12 protein-coding genes are annotated in these 15,152 nt (G+C 67.4%); all 12 read right to left on the reverse strand.

The window, feature by feature from the left end:
* Positions 1-5 precede the first annotated feature (5 nt).
* The 12 genes from AB0K52_RS04080 to secE all read right to left on the reverse strand — a co-directional run bounded on the left by AB0K52_RS04080 (position 6) and on the right by secE (position 15,076).
* Positions 6-230, reverse strand: coding sequence for a hypothetical protein (locus AB0K52_RS04080; RefSeq protein WP_363525831.1), 225 nt, complete (start codon positions 228-230; stop codon positions 6-8).
* Between the two features lie 8 nt (positions 231-238).
* Entirely contained in the window at positions 239-634 is a 396-nt protein-coding gene (locus AB0K52_RS04085; RefSeq protein ID WP_363525834.1) for a type II toxin-antitoxin system VapC family toxin, read from the reverse strand.
* A complete protein-coding gene (locus AB0K52_RS04090; RefSeq protein ID WP_363525837.1) occupies positions 631-888 on the reverse strand; it encodes a hypothetical protein in 258 nt (85 codons plus the stop codon). The genes AB0K52_RS04085 and AB0K52_RS04090 overlap by 4 nt, the downstream gene beginning before the upstream one ends.
* Positions 889-1,010: 122 nt before the next feature.
* Positions 1,011-4,898: a DNA-directed RNA polymerase subunit beta' gene (locus AB0K52_RS04095; protein WP_363525839.1), complete on the reverse strand. Its 3,888-nt coding sequence runs from the start codon at positions 4,896-4,898 to the stop codon at positions 1,011-1,013.
* 86 nt (positions 4,899-4,984) lie between these two features.
* Positions 4,985-8,416 carry a DNA-directed RNA polymerase subunit beta gene (locus AB0K52_RS04100; RefSeq protein ID WP_208496270.1) on the reverse strand — a complete coding sequence of 1,144 codons (3,432 nt, stop codon included), beginning with the start codon at positions 8,414-8,416 and terminating at the stop codon, positions 4,985-4,987.
* 1,162 nt (positions 8,417-9,578) lie between these two features.
* The gene (locus AB0K52_RS04105; RefSeq protein WP_363525843.1) at positions 9,579-10,868 is read right to left on the reverse strand and encodes a hypothetical protein; all 1,290 of its coding nucleotides are present in this window, start codon (positions 10,866-10,868) and stop codon (positions 9,579-9,581) included.
* A 202-nt stretch (positions 10,869-11,070) separates the two neighbouring features.
* Positions 11,071-11,454, reverse strand: coding sequence for a 50S ribosomal protein L7/L12 (gene rplL / locus AB0K52_RS04110; protein WP_363525846.1), 384 nt, complete (start codon positions 11,452-11,454; stop codon positions 11,071-11,073).
* A gap of 37 nt (positions 11,455-11,491) precedes the next feature.
* The gene (gene rplJ, locus AB0K52_RS04115) at positions 11,492-12,028 is read right to left on the reverse strand and encodes a 50S ribosomal protein L10 (RefSeq protein ID WP_208496267.1); all 537 of its coding nucleotides are present in this window, start codon (positions 12,026-12,028) and stop codon (positions 11,492-11,494) included.
* A 282-nt stretch (positions 12,029-12,310) separates the two neighbouring features.
* Positions 12,311-13,006, reverse strand: a complete 696-nt coding sequence (gene rplA, locus AB0K52_RS04120) for a 50S ribosomal protein L1 (RefSeq protein WP_208496266.1) — start codon at positions 13,004-13,006, stop codon at positions 12,311-12,313.
* A 91-nt stretch (positions 13,007-13,097) separates the two neighbouring features.
* Complete coding sequence (gene rplK / locus AB0K52_RS04125) at positions 13,098-13,529, reverse strand: 50S ribosomal protein L11 (protein WP_112138175.1); 432 nt, start codon at positions 13,527-13,529, stop codon at positions 13,098-13,100.
* A 246-nt stretch (positions 13,530-13,775) separates the two neighbouring features.
* A complete protein-coding gene (nusG, locus tag AB0K52_RS04130; protein ID WP_363525851.1) occupies positions 13,776-14,504 on the reverse strand; it encodes a transcription termination/antitermination protein NusG in 729 nt (242 codons plus the stop codon).
* A 290-nt stretch (positions 14,505-14,794) separates the two neighbouring features.
* Entirely contained in the window at positions 14,795-15,076 is a 282-nt protein-coding gene (gene secE, locus AB0K52_RS04135) for a preprotein translocase subunit SecE (RefSeq protein ID WP_363525854.1), read from the reverse strand.
* Positions 15,077-15,152: the final 76 nt, after the last annotated feature.

The following is a 15,152-nucleotide window of genomic DNA, read 5'->3' on the forward strand; positions in this document are numbered from 1 at the left end:
CCATCCTATTGGCCGGGTGGTTCCACCGCCTCCTCGGAGGTTTGGTCGAACCCCTCAAGGTACGCGAGGAACTCCTCGCCGCTGTAGAAGACCTTGCCGCGGCCCGCCGCGAAATCGGCGCTGGCTTCGCGCTCCCCCGCAATCCACTCCGGGGTCCAGAACCACTCCTGGTCCGGGGGGACGTCAGTCGGACGCTCCCACGGGTCGCGCGCTTCCTCCGGTTCGGGCATCGATCGGCTCACTCGATCACCCGGACTTCGCAGCGCCGGGTCGGACAGTCCGCCAGCTTCTTGTCGGTCGTCAAGACCGGACAGCCCAGTCGTTCGGCCAGCGCGATGAATGCGGCGTCGTACGGCGTCATGTTGGCGCGCAGTTCCCATACCCGCTCTGCCAGGTCATTCCACGGCGCATGAACGATCGGCATCTCACGCAGTGTCGCCAGGGCGTACTCGGCTCGCTCAAGCGTGACTTTCCGACCCAGTACGCTCCCGCGAACTGCCGACGTTACTTCGACCGAAACGTGTTCGGGCGCATGCCAGTCAGGGTCTTCCGTGAGCGCCATCCTTGCGCGGTGCCCGGTTCCCCCGTCGCTGACCAACGCCTCGACCAGAAACGATGAGTCGACAACGATCACGCCTCCCCCTGAATGCGGCGATCCCGCTCGGCTCGCTGCAACGCGATCCCGTCGACGACGTCCTCCGCGGGGCCGGTGTAGCCGCCGCCCATCGTGTCGAGCTTCTTGAGCATTGCGATCGCGTTCCGCCGACGGGCGATGGCGTCGAGCGCCGACTTGAGGTAGGACTGCATGGACTGGCCGTGCTCGGCGGCCTCCGCCGCAACGGCGTCACGGGTCGCTTCCGAGATATCGCGCACCTGAATGTTCACCATGCATGTATTTTACATGCATCCTTGCGGCTCGTCATCCATGAAACGCCGGTGGGCCGGTGGCGCTTTCGCGCCACCGGCCCACCGGTTTCTTGCATGCCGTCGGGAATCGGCAGGTTGTTGCTCTAGAAGGAACCCAGGTCGTACGAGTCCTCGAGGCTGACCGCGGGGCCGCCGCCGTAGGCGAAGGCGTTCGCGGTCGTGTCCTCGTAGCCGCCGAGGGAGTAGACCGCGGCCTTGGCTTCCTCGGTGGGCTCGACCGACACGTTGCGGTACTTGGCGATGCCGGTACCGGCCGGGATCAGCTTGCCCAGGATCACGTTCTCCTTCAGGCCGACCAGCGAGTCGGACTTGCCGGAGATCGCGGCCTCGGTGAGCACGCGGGTGGTCTCCTGGAACGAGGCCGCGGACAGCCACGACTCCGTCGCCAGCGAGGCCTTCGTGATGCCCATCAGCTGCGGGCGGCCGGAGGCCGGCTCGCCGCCGTCGGCGATCGCCTTGCGGTTCTGCTCCTCGAACTCGAGGCGGTCGACCAGGGAGCCCGGCAGGAACTCCAGGGTGCCCGAGTCGATGATCGTGATCCGCTTGAGCATCTGGCGCACGATGATCTCGATGTGCTTGTCGTGGATCATCACGCCCTGCGAGCGGTACACGTCCTGGACCTGCTCCACCAGGTGGCGCTGGACCTTCCGCGGACCGAGCACGCGCAGCAGCTCGTGCGGGTCGATGGTGCCCTCGACGAGCTTCTCGCCGACCTCGACGTGCTCGCCGTCGCCCACGCGCAGGCGCAGACGGCGCGGCACCTTGTCGACCACGATCTCCTCGGACCCGTCGTCCGGGGTGATGATGATCTTCCGGCTCTTCTCGGCGTCCTCGATGCGCACGGTGCCGCTCGCTTCCGCGATGGGCGCCTTGCCCTTCGGGACGCGGGCCTCGAAGACCTCCTGGACACGCGGCAGACCCTGCGTGATGTCCTGCGAGGTCGCCGCGCCACCGGTGTGGAAGGTGCGCATCGTCAGCTGCGTGCCGGGCTCACCGATCGACTGCGCCGCGATGATGCCCACGGCCTCGCCCAGGTCCACCTTCTCGCCGGTCGGCATCGAACGGCCGTAGCAGGCCGCGCAGACGCCCTGGCGGGACTCGCAGGTGAGCACGGAGCGGACCTTCACGTTGGTGACGCCGTTGGCGACCAGCGTGGCGATGTGGTCCGAGTTCAGCGGCGTGTTGCGCTCGAGGAGGACCTTGCCGTCCACCTCGACGTCGTCGGCGAGGTTGCGCGCGTCGATCGACGAGTCGACGATGTCGGACGCGATGAAGCGCCCGTCGACCTCGACCGACACCTGGAAGTCCAGGGCGCGGTCGGTGCCGCAGTCGTCCTCGCGGATGATGACGTCCTGCGAGACGTCCACCAGACGACGGGTCAGGTAACCCGAGTCGGCGGTACGCAGCGCGGTGTCGGCCAGACCCTTGCGCGAACCGTGGGTCGAGATGAAGTACTCCAGCACCGTCAGGCCCTCGCGCAGCGAGGACTTGATCGGACGCGGGATGATCTCGCCCTTCGGGTTCGCCACCAGGCCGCGCATGCCGGCGATCTGGCGCAGCTGCAGCATGTTGCCTCGCGCGCCCGAGTTGATCATCTGCCACAGCGGGTTCTCCGGCTGCAGCGTCTGGTTCAGGTCCTCCAGCACCTCGGCCGTGGCCTTGGTCCAGATCTCGGTCAGCTCGCCGCGGCGCTCTTCGGCCGTCATGAGACCGCGCACGTACTGCTTGTCGATCTTGGCGGAGTCCGCTTCGTACTTCTCCAAGATCTCGGCCTTGTGCGCCGGCTCCACGACGTCCTCGATGCCGATGGTCACACCGGACCAGCCGGCCCAGCGGAAGCCTGCGGACTTCAGCGCGTCCAGGCAGGCGCCCAGCTGCACCTTCGAGTAGTGCTCGGACAGGTCGTGGATGATCTCCGAGAGCTGGCCCTTGCGAACCTCGTAGTTCACGTACTCGAAGTCCGGCGGCAGGCACTCGTTGAAGAACACGCGGCCCAGCGTCGTCTCGACCAGCAGCGGCTCGCCCGGGGTCCAGCCCTCGGGGGCCGTCCACGGCTCGGCGTTGCCGTTGTTGATCGTCTCGATGCCGTCCAGGCGGATCCGGATGGGCGCCTGGAGGTCCAGCTCGCCGCGGTCCTTCGCCATCTGGGCCTCGCCGACGTCCGAGAACGCCCGGCCCTCGCCGACGCGGCCTTCGGAGAGGTGCGTCAGGTAGTACAGGCCGATGATCTGGTCCTGCGTGGGCAGGGCCACCGGCTTGCCGTCCGAGGGCTTGAGGATGTTGTTCGACGCCAGCATCAGGATGCGGGCCTCGGCCTGGGCCTCAGCGCTCAGCGGGACGTGCACGGCCATCTGGTCGCCGTCGAAGTCGGCGTTGAAGGCGGTGCACACCAGCGGGTGCAGCTGGATGGCCTTGCCCTCGACCAGCTGCGGCTCGAAGGCCTGGATGCCGAGGCGGTGCAGCGTGGGCGCGCGGTTGAGCAGGACCGGGTGCTCGGAGATGACCTCTTCGAGCACGTCCCACACGACCGGGCGAGCGCGCTCGACCATGCGCTTGGCCGACTTGATGTTCTGCGCGTGGTTCAGGTCCACCAGGCGCTTCATCACGAACGGCTTGAACAGCTCCAGCGCCATCTGCTTCGGCAGACCGCACTGGTGCAGCTTCAGGCGCGGGCCGACCACGATGACCGAACGGCCCGAGTAGTCGACGCGCTTGCCGAGCAGGTTCTGGCGGAACCGGCCCTGCTTGCCCTTGAGCATGTCGGACAGCGACTTGAGCGGACGGTTGCCGGGGCCCGTCACCGGGCGGCCGCGGCGGCCGTTGTCGAACAGCGCGTCCACCGACTCCTGCAGCATCCGCTTCTCGTTCGCCACGATGATCTCGGGCGCACCGAGGTCCATCAGGCGCTTGAGGCGGTTGTTGCGGTTGATGACGCGGCGGTACAGGTCGTTGAGGTCCGAGGTCGCGAAGCGGCCGCCGTCGAGCTGCACCATCGGGCGCAGCTCCGGCGGGATCACCGGCACGCAGTCGAGGACCATGCCCAGCGGCGAGTTGCCGGTGGCCTGGAACGCGGCCACGACCTTGAGGCGCTTGAGCGCCCGGAGCTTCTTCTGGCCCTTGCCGGTCGCGATGGTCTCGCGCAGGCTCACGGCCTCGGCGTCCAGGTCCAGGTTCTCCAGCAGGTTCTTGATGGACTCCGCGCCCATGCCGCCGGTGAAGTACTCGCCGAAGCGCTGCTGCAGCTCCCGGTAGAGCATCTCGTCGCCGATGAGCTGGCGCACCTCGAGCTTGCGGAACGTGTCCATGACCTCGTCGAGACGGTCGATCTCACGCTGCGCCTTGTCGCGGATCTGGCGCATCTCGCGCTCGCCGCCGTCCTTGACCTTGCGGCGGACGTCGGCACGGGCGCCTTCGGCCTCCAGCTCGGCCAGGTCGGCCTCGAGCTTCGAGGCGCGCTCCTCGATCGCGGCGTCGCGCTGCTGCTCCAGGTGGCGCTTCTCGGCGACGATCTCGTTCTCCAGGGTCGGGACGTCCCGCTGGCGGGCCTCCTCGTCGACCGCGGTGATCACGTAGGCCGCGAAGTAGATGACCTTCTCGAGGTCCTTCGGCGCCAGGTCCAGCAGGTAGCCCAAGCGCGAGGGAACGCCCTTGAAGTACCAGATGTGGGTCACGGGCGCGGCGAGCTCGATGTGGCCCATGCGCTCGCGGCGGACCTTCGAACGGGTCACCTCGACGCCGCAGCGCTCGCAGATGATGCCCTTGAAGCGGATCCGCTTGTACTTGCCGCAGTAGCACTCCCAGTCCCGGGTCGGACCGAAGATCTTCTCGCAGAAAAGACCGTCCTTCTCAGGCTTGAGGGTGCGGTAGTTGATGGTCTCGGGCTTCTTCACCTCGCCGTGCGACCACTGCCGAATGTCCTCGGCGGTGGCGAGGCCGATCTTCAACTTGTCGAAGAAGTTGACGTCGAGCACTGAACTCTTCCCCTTGATGGTTCTTAAGGATTGGATGAGACGTTGGCGAGGGCGGCGGCATCGTCGGCTGCCGCCCTCACTCGACGTCAGGCGCTCTCGAAGTCCACGCTCGAGGGCTCTTCGTGGGACAGGTCGATCCCGAGCTCCTCGGCGGCGCGGAAGACCTCGTCGTCGCTCTCGGTCATCTGGATGGCCTGCCCGTCGGCGGACAGCACCTCCACGTTGAGGCAGAGCGACTGGAGCTCCTTGAGCAGCACCTTGAACGATTCCGGAATGCCCGGCTCGGGCACGTTCTCGCCCTTGACGATGGCCTCGTAGACCTTCACGCGGCCCACCACGTCGTCGGACTTGATCGTCAGCAGCTCCTGCAGCGCGTAAGCGGCGCCGTAGGCCTGCATGGCCCAGCACTCCATCTCACCGAAGCGCTGGCCGCCGAACTGGGCCTTACCGCCGAGCGGCTGCTGGGTGATCATCGAGTACGGACCGGTCGAACGCGCGTGGATCTTGTCGTCGACCATGTGGTTCAGCTTCAGGATGTACATGTAGCCGACCGAGATCGGGTCCGGGAACGGCTCGCCGGAGCGCCCGTCGAACAGCTGCGCCTTGCCCGTCGGGGCGACCATGCGCTGGCCGTCGCGGTTGGGCAGCGTGTTCGCCAAGACGCCCGTGACCTCCTCGGGGTGCGCGCCGTCGAACACCGGCGTGCCCACCTTCGAGTCGGCCGGGGCCTCGTCGGCGCCGATGGCCTTGAGGGCCTGCTGCCAGGCCTCGTCGAAGCCCTCGAGCTTCCAGCCCGTCTTCGCCGCCCAGCCCAAGTGGACCTCGAGCACCTGGCCGATGTTCATACGGCCCGGCACACCCAGCGGGTTGAGCAGGATGTCGATCGGCGTGCCGTCCGGCAGGAACGGCATGTCCTCCTGCGGCACGACCTTCGAGATGACGCCCTTGTTGCCGTGGCGGCCGGCGAGCTTGTCGCCGACGCCGATCTTGCGCTTCTGGGCGATGTAGACGCGGACCATCTCGTTGACGCCCGGGGACAGCTCGTCGCCGTCCTCGCGCGAGAAGGTGCGGACGCCGATGACCGTGCCGGCCTCGCCGTGCGGGACCTTCAGAGAGGTGTCGCGGACCTCGCGGGCCTTCTCACCGAAGATCGCGCGGAGCAGGCGCTCCTCCGGGGTCAGCTCGGTCTCGCCCTTGGGCGTGACCTTGCCGACGAGGATGTCGCCGTCCTCGACCTCGGCGCCGATCCGGATGATGCCGCGGTCGTCGAGGTCGGAGAGCATCTCCTCGCCGACGTTCGGGATGTCGCGGGTGATCTCCTCCGGACCGAGCTTCGTGTCGCGGGCGTCGACCTCGTGCTCGTCGATGTGGATCGAGGTGAGCACGTCCTCTTCGACCAGGCGCGAGGAGAGCACGATGGCGTCCTCGAAGTTCTGGCCCTCCCAGGTGGTGAACGCGACCAGCAGGTTCTTGCCGAGCGCCATCTCGCCCTTGTCCGTGGACGGACCGTCGGCGATCGGCTGGCCGGCCTCGACGCGCTCGCCCTCGGTCACGAGCGGCACCTGGTTGATGCACGAGCCCGCGTTCGAGCGGCGGAACTTGTGCAGCAGGTAGGTGCGGCGCATGCCGTTGTCCTGCGCGATGGTGATGTAGTCGGCGGAGGCGTCCTCGACGAGGCCGTCGGCCTCGGCGACGACCACGTCGCCGGCGTCGACCGCGGCGCGGTACTCCATGCCGGTGCCCACCAGCGGCGAGTCCGTCTTGATGAGCGGCACGGCCTGGCGCTGCATGTTCGCGCCCATGAGGGCGCGGTTGGCGTCGTCGTGCTCGAGGAACGGCACGAGCGCGGTCGCGACCGAGGTCATCTGGCGCGGCGAGACGTCCATGAAGTCGATCTCGTCGGCGGTCAGCAGCTCGGCCTCGCCGCCGCGGCCGCGGGCCAGGACCTGCGCGTCGACGAACGAGCCGTCTTCGTTCAGGAGCTGGTTCGCCTGCGCGATGGTGAAGCGGTCCTCTTCATCGGCCGTCAGGTACTGGATGTCGTCGGTGACCTTGCCGTCGACGACCTTCCGGTACGGGGTCTCGATGAAGCCGAACGGGTTGACGCGCGCGAAGGTCGACATCGCGCCGATGAGGCCGATGTTCGGGCCTTCCGGCGTCTCGATCGGGCACATGCGGCCGTAGTGCGACGGGTGCACGTCGCGCACGTCCATGGCGGCGCGGTCGCGGGACAGACCGCCCGGGCCGAGCGCCGAGAGGCGGCGGCGGTGGGTCAGACCCGTGATCGGGTTGACCTGGTCCATGAACTGCGACAGCTGCGAGGTGCCGAAGAACTCCTTGATCGCCGCCACGACCGGGCGGATGTTGATCAGGGTCTGCGGCGTGATCGCCTCGACGTCCTGGGTCGTCATGCGCTCGCGCACGACGCGCTCCATGCGGGAGAGGCCCACCCGGATCTGGTTCTGGATGAGCTCGCCGACGGTGCGCAGGCGGCGGTTGCCGAAGTGGTCGATGTCGTCGGGGCCGTAACCCGGCTCGGCCGAGTGCAGGCGCAGCATGAACTCGATCGTCGCGGCCAGGTCGTCCTCGGTGAGCACGCCGGTCGAGATCGGCGAGTCGAGGCCGAACTTCTTGTTGACCTTGTAGCGGCCGACCTTCGCGAGGTCGTAGCGCTTCTTGTTGAAGAACAGGTTCTCCAGCAGCGACTGCGCGTTGTCCTTCGTCGGCGGCTCGCCCGGACGCAGCTTGCGGTAGATGTCGAGCAGCGCCTCGTCCTGCGAGTTGATGGTGTCCTTTTCCAAGGTCGTCATCATGAGCTCGGACCAGCCGAAGCGCTCGCGGATGCGGTCGTTGTCCCAGCCGATGGCCTTCAGCAGCACGGTGACGGCCTGGCGGCGCTTGCGGTCGACGCGCACGCCGACGGTCTCGCGCTTGTCGATGTCGAACTCGAGCCACGCGCCGCGGCCCGGAATGACCTTCGCGCTGGTCAGGTCGCGGTCGGAGGTCTTGTCGGGCTGCTTGTCGAAGTACACGCCCGGGGAGCGCACGAGCTGCGAGACGACCACGCGCTCGGTGCCGTTGATGATGAAGGTGCCCTTCGGGGTCATCATGGGGAAGTCGCCCATGAAGACCGTCTGGGACTTGATCTCACCGGTGGTGTGGTTGATGAACTCCGCCGTGACGAACAGCGGGGCGCAGTAGGTGAGGTCCTTCTCGCGGCACTCCTCGATGGGGGCCTTGACCTCGTCGAAGCGAGGGTTGGAGAAGGACAGGCTCATGGTGCCCGAGAAGTCCTCGATCGGGCTGATCTCCTCGAGGATCTCGTCGAGGCCGCTCACCGCGTCCTCGCCCACGCGGGCGCGGTACGCCTCGTTGCCGACGAGCCAGTCGAACGAGTCGGTCTGGAGCGCCAGAAGGTTCGGGACTTCGAGTTTCTCTTCGATCCTGCCGAACGAGATACGGCGAGGTGCGTGCTTGCTCTTGCTGGAGCTGGTCTTGCCAGTGCGGGAAGCTGCCAAGATTCGTCCTTCCGAGGACCTGATTGTTACGACGGCCGGCGCATGCCGCAGTCTCCGCACCGATGCGGGATCGACGAGGACAGCCGGAGACGGGCAACCGACCGGGCGTCAAGCCTGAAAGGCGTTGAACGTCGGTCGTCGAGCCTGGAATCCCCACCGTCCACGACCCTCACCGCGTCAAGAAGGCGTGAAGGAGGCAGCGCAAATTAATAGCTTAATGTACGCTCCGGCAACTGTCAACTTCCCCACCGGGTGGTGGGGTAAGGGGTGACGACAATCTCTCCCGCTGCCGAAGTTCCTTCCGTACATCGCTCTGAGTACCGGTTCGCACGCTCACCGGGACCGTCATGCCTCCGGGCCGCCCCGCGGCGGCCCGTCTGCGCTCGGTCCGCGGTGCCGGGAAGGCCCGGTGGGGGCGGACGTTGCGCGCGCCACGCAGTGGCGCTTGAGGAACTAGTTTGCAGGATCAAGTCACAGTTCGTCAAGTCAGGCGTCTAATTCGCCCGGATGCGCCCCTTCGGCCCCAGCGACTGAACCGGGCCCCACCCGAGTCGCGGCGAGCGGGCGAACCCCAGCGCAGCGGGGGCGCGGGCGGCCGCAGGGCGCGCAGGGCGGCGGGCGCCGGCGGCGCTTGCGAAGGGCCGCAGGACCATCAGGTCCCGGGCGTGTCGCGGCCGGGGACGCGAACGGGCGTCGCGGCCCGGAGCGTGTCGGATCCGCATGGGAGGGCCGTCGTACCGCTGCGGTCGGCCGGAGGCGGACGCGGGCGGGAAGGGCCATGCCCTGCGCCTGCCGATCGCCGCGAGGACGACGGGAAGACGACGGGAGGACGCGCAGGATCGGTGCGGGCACGGGACGCCTTTGCGTCGCCTGCCGCCGGCGCCGGGGCGCTCGCGCGTCCCGGCGCCCGGCCGCAATGCGGCGTCCCGGCCTCGCTCCTTCGGCGGCCGGACGAGCCGGCCGCCTCGACCTGTTCAACGAGTCCGGGCCGCAAAGGTGACGCGCCTTCGGTCCGAGACGGGCCCGAGGGCGGGCGCGGCCTGGTGGCCGTGCCCGCCCTCGAGGGTGTGTTTCCTTGCGGCTCTCCGGGTTACAGGGGCGGCCCGGGCCGCGCCCCATCTGCGCAGCCCGGGCCTTTCTTCCCCGATAGAGAGGTGGCTTGTTAGTTGTCGAGGACCTCCTGCGCCTTGGCGATGGCGTTGTTCATGTCTTCCTGCCAGGCGTAGACGTCTTCTTCCATGGTCTTGTAGCCCTTGATGTTCGCCTCGTCATAGGCCTTCTCGGAGGCCTTGGCGTAGCCGATCTCCTCGCCGCACTCGGAGAAGTCGACGGCCGTCTGGATCTCGTAGGCCTTCCACTCCTCGTAGGTGCTGCCGGCGGCCTCGGGGATCTCCGGGACCTCGACGTCGGAGTCGCCGCCGTACATCATGTCCTGCTCTTCGGCGGAGGCGTTCTGGTAGTACAGGGCGCCGAAGAACTCCCAGATGGGGAGCGAGTTGTACTCGGTGAACTCCCAGCCCTCGTAACCGCGGGCGGTGATGCAGTCGATGAACTCGCCCTGCAGGTCGGCCATCGCGGCGCTGTACTCGGCCTCGATGTTCTCGTACATGGTCTCTTCAGGGTCCGAGTAGAGGGGGTTCTCCGGGCGGTACTCCCAGGTCTTGTCGATGTAGGTCTCGCCCTCCTCCATTTCCCACTCCGTCTCGACCAGGCGGGGCTCGCCGTAGAGCGCTTCGATCATCTCGAGCTGGCAGCCGCCCGGCTTGGGCTCTTCCCAGCCCATGTCCTCTTCGATGTCGATCTCGCCCGCTTCTTCGGCGGCGGCCTCTTCATCGAGGGCGGCGAGCTCCTCTTCGGTCATCTCCTCGTACGCCGCTTCCTCCTCGGCGTAGCCGACGAACTCCTCGAGGGTGCCGTAGGACTCCTTGACGTACTCTTCGCCCTGGTAGGCGACGTACCAGCTGTACTGCTCCTCAGGGGTGAGGGCGTCCCACGCCGAGGTGTCGGGCTCCTCGTAGTCGGTCCCCCCGTCCTCCTCTGCCCACTTCTCCTCTTGAGCCTTGTAGTACTCCTCGCTCAAGGGGTCCTCGGAGCCCTCCATGGAGTTGGCCCACTGCCCGAAGCCCCATTCCTTGGCCTCTTCGGGGGGAAGGAGGAACTCCTCGTGGGCGTAGCCGTAGGTGAGGGAATCGGTCTCCGGCTCTTCGTAGACCTCCATCGCCCAGGGCTCGTGGACGGTGTGGCCCTGCTCCTCCAGGCAGTTCTGGACGATGCGGTACTCGGCCGCCATGAGCTCGCTTTCGAGGCGGCGGCTCTCGTTGAGCATCTCGACGAGCCGTTGCTCATCGGACTGCTTCTCTTCGCCGCCACCGATACCGAGCATGCCGCAGCCGGCGGTCAGCGCGAGCACCGTAGCTCCGCCGAGCCCGGCCGCCCATCTCCTTGCGGACATCGTCCATCTCCTTGAGAGTGTGTCTGGGTGTGTCTACTCGCAAAGACGTGGCGATGGTTCGGTTTCGTTGCGCCCGGCCGGGATTCTTCTGAAAAATCTTGGAAGACAAGAAGACCGGGTCCGCTCCGCCGTCAGGCGGTGCGGACCCGGTCCACGTACAAGGGCTGGGAGGCCCCTTCATGCATTAAGGCGATGTGCGCGATTACTTGAGCGACACGGTGGCGCCGGCGCCCTCGAGGGCCTCCTTGGCCTTGTCCGCGTCGTCCTTCTTCGCACCCTCGAGGACGGCCTTGGGGGCGCTCTCGACGAGCTCCTTGGCTTCCTTGAGGCCGAGGCCGGTCAGGCCGCGGACTTCCTTGATGACCTTGATCTTCGACTCGCCGGCCGACTCGAGCACGACGTCGAAGGTGTCCTTCTCGACAGCGGCCTCGGCGCCACCGGCGGCGGGGCCGGCAGCGGCCACGGCGACGGGAGCGGCAGCGGTGACGTCGAACTCTTCCTCGAACGCCTTGACGAACTCGGAGACCTCGAGGAGGGTCATCTCCTTGAACGCGTCGAGCAGTTCCGCGGTGGAAAGCTTAGCCATGGTGTTGTCCTTTCTTTAAAGTCTCGGGCTAGCGGCGCTACTCGCCACTGGCCGCCTTCTTGTCCTGCAGCGCCGCACCGAGCCGGGCCACCTGCGAGGCAGGGGCGGCGAGCACGGAGGCGGTCTTCTGCGCGGTGGCCTTCATCGCGCCGGCCAGCTTGGCCAGGAGCACTTCGCGCGACTCGAGGTCGGCGAGCTTGGTGATCTCTTCGACGGAGAGGGCTTTGCCCTCCATGTAACCGCCCTTGATCACCAGGGCTTCGTGCGTCTTGGCGAAGTTGCGCAGGCTCTTCGCGGCTTCGACCGGGTCGCCTTCGATGAAGGTGATCGCGGTGGGGCCGACGAACAGCTCGTCGAGACCGGAGACACCGGCCTCGCTGGCAGCGCGCTTGGCGAGGGTGTTCTTGGCGACGCGGTAGTGCGTCCCCTCGCCGAGGGAACGCCGCAGCTCGCGGAGTTCGGCAACGGTCAGGCCGCGGTACTCGGTGAGCACCGTGGCGTTCGCGTTGGAGAAGTCCTGGGCGAGTTCGGCGATGGCGGTCTGCTTACCCGCCGGGTATTCCCGTTCAGCCATAATTCCCTCCTTTCTCGGCTGATCAATCCTCAACCGTCGCGGAGGCGACAAAAAAATTAGGCGCCCCGCGGGACGCCTCATCACTGGGACCTGAGGCCGATGGAATCAGCCCACACCATGGTCGCTTCGAGTAGTCGCCCTACGTCGGTTCCGGGTGGTTTACAACCGCACGAGGCGGTAACCGAACGGTCTTTGGGTTGTTGGATTCCAGAGTAGCAGGGCATATAACCGAAGCCCCAGCGCAGGAGCCTGCGCTGGGGCCACGTCACACCTCGCGGTGCCTTACTTGATCTTGACCGCCTGCGGGTCGACCGGGATGCCCGGGCCCATGGTGGTGGAGATCGTGGACTTCTTGATGTACACGCCCTTGGAGCTGGCGGGCTTCAGGCGCTGCACCTCTTCGAGGGCCGCGGCGTAGTTCTCGGCCAGCTGCTCGGCGGAGAAGCTGGTCTTGCCGATCGGCAGGTGCAGGTTGGCGTGCTTGTCGACGCGGAAGGCGATCTTGCCGGCCTTGATCTCCGAGACGGCCTTCGCGACGTCCGGCGTGACGGTGCCGGTCTTCGGGTTCGGCATGAGACCGCGCGGGCCCAGGATGCGCGCGATCCGGCCGATCTTGGCCATCTGGTCGGGCGTGGCGACGGCGGCGTCGAAGTCGAGCCAGCCTTCGGAGATCCGCTTGACGAGCTCGTCCGAGCCGACCTCGTCGGCGCCGGCGTTGACGGCCGCTTCGGCCTTGTCGCCCTCGGCGAAGACGATGACGCGGACGGTCTTGCCCGTGCCGTGGGGCAGGGAGACGGTGCCGCGGACGAGCTGGTCGGCCTGACGCGGGTCGACGCCGAGTCGCAGGGCGACCTCAACGGTGGCGTCGAACGACGTCGCGGTGGTCTCCTTCGCGAGCCCGGTCGCCTCGAGGGGCGCGTAGAGCTGCGTGCGGTCGACCTTCTTGGCGAGGTCGGTGTACTTCTTGCTGCGCTTCATGTTCCATCCTTCGGATGTCGTGGTGAGGGCGGGCGCGCGCCCTTCCACTGGGTTGGTGCCGGCACGGGATGCCGACCGAGTTCTGGGGGCCTCAGCCCTCGACGGTGATGCCCATGGAGCGGGCGGTGCCGGCGACGATGAGCGACGCGGCGTCGAGGTCGTTGGCGTTGAGGTCGGGGAGCTTCTTCTCCGCGATCTCGCGCACCTGGGCCGAGGTCACCTTGCCGACCTTGACGCGGTGGGGCTCGCCCGAGCCCTTGGCGACACCGGCGGCCTTGAGCAGCAGCTTCGCGGCCGGCGGGGTCTTGAGGACGAACGTGAACGAACGGTCCTCGTACACCGTGATCTCAGCGGGGAGGACTTCGCCGCGCTGGGATTCGGTGGCCGCGTTGTAGGCCTTGCAGAACTCCATGATGTTGACGCCGTGCTGGCCGAGGGCGGGACCCACCGGCGGGGCCGGGGTGGCCTGGCCACCCGCGAGCTCCAGCTTGAACGTCACAACGGCCTTCTTGTTGGGAGCCATCGTGTCCTTCTCTTGATCCTGGGCTAATCCACGGCTTGCAAGCTTCGCCGTGGCTGGCTTGCAGGGACCGGAGCCCCTGCCTTACATGTGAGCGGGGCAGCGCACTGGTCACATCAACACATGCGACCGGGCGGCGCCTGGTCTCACTTACACACGTGCACAGGGCAGCGCCCTGCGCACAACTTCTCCAGGGTACCCGCCGACCAGCGGGGTCCCTGAAGAGAGGTATGTGAGCTGTAGCTCGTGCTACAGCTTCGAGACCTGGTTGAAGTTGAGCTCGACCGGGGTCTCGCGGCCGAAGATCGAGACGAGCACCTTGAGCTTCTGCTGCTCGGCGTTGATCTCGGCGATGGTGGCCGGCATGGAGGCGAAGGCGCCGTCCACGACGGTGACGGACTCGCCCTCGCTGAAGTCGACCTTGATCTCGACGTCGCCGCCGGCGGTCTCGGCCTGGGCCTCGTCCTTGGGCTTCTGCTCCGGCGGGAGCAGCCACTGGATGACCTCGTCGAGCGGGAGCGGGCTGGGGCGGTCGGTGCGGTCGACCACGCCGACGAAGCCGGTCACGCCCGGCGTGTTGCGCACGACCGAGTAGGACTCGGGGGTCATCTCCATGCGGACGAGCACGTAGCTCGGGAAGACCTTGGCCTCGACCTTGGAGCGCTTGCCGTTCTTGATCTCCACCTCGGTGTGGGTGGGGACCTCGATCTGGTAGATGTAGTCCTCCATGTCGAAGGACTGGATCCGGTTCTCCAGGTTGGAGCGCACGCGGTTCTCGAAGCCGGCGTAGGAGTGCAGCACGTACCACTCGCCGGGGGCGAAACGCAGCTTGGCGCGCAGGGCCTCGGCGGGGTCGACCTCGGGCTCGGCGGAGGCGGCGTCCTCGTCCGTCGTGGGCTCTTCTTCGGCCTCCGCGACCTGCGCCGCGGCAGCCTGGGCCGCGACCTCGTTCTTCAGGGCCTCGTCGAACTCAGACACGCTCAACTCTCATTCCGGCTTCGACCTCGCTGCGGCGAGGTACTGCGACTGAACATTGTTACGACGGTGCGCTCTCGACCGGACCGGTTTCTCGGAATGTCGGACGCGTCGATTCCCGTCTGTGAAGTCGCGCGCCGGCGGAACCGGCGCGCGTCATACCCACTAGGGTAGCCGCTCCGGACGGCGGCGCGCCTCAGGCACCGGCGAACCGGCGCAGGTCACGCAATCCGGCCGCGCGGGCGGAGGGCGGACGGGAGCGGGCGGCGGCGCCGGGAGCGCCGCGGCGTCCCCTAGGAGTCGGCGCCGAAGGCCCGGCGGACGAGGTCGCCGAAGAGCAGGTCGAGACCCCCGATGTAGGCCATCACGATGCCGACGAAGACCAGGACGACGACCGAGTAGGTGATGAGCTGGCGGCGGGTCGGGTAGACGACCTTGCGGAGCTGCTCGACGACTTCCTTCAGGAAGCGGCCGAGCCGCTTGCCGGGGTTGCGCGACGCGGTCTTCTCGCCTTGCTTGCGCGTGGGACGACCCTTGTCAGCGGTCGCATCGGAGCGGCTGGTGTCGTCGGCCACGTCGGCTTCCTCCAGGGTTCGTCTGATCGGGGCGGTCAGGCTTGCAGCATACCGGAGCGGTATGTCCCCCATACCG

Origin of the sequence: Glycomyces sp. NPDC049804 (assembly GCF_040674615.1) — a bacterium.
Taxonomy (GTDB): Bacteria; Actinomycetota; Actinomycetes; order Mycobacteriales; family Micromonosporaceae; genus Glycomyces; species Glycomyces niveus.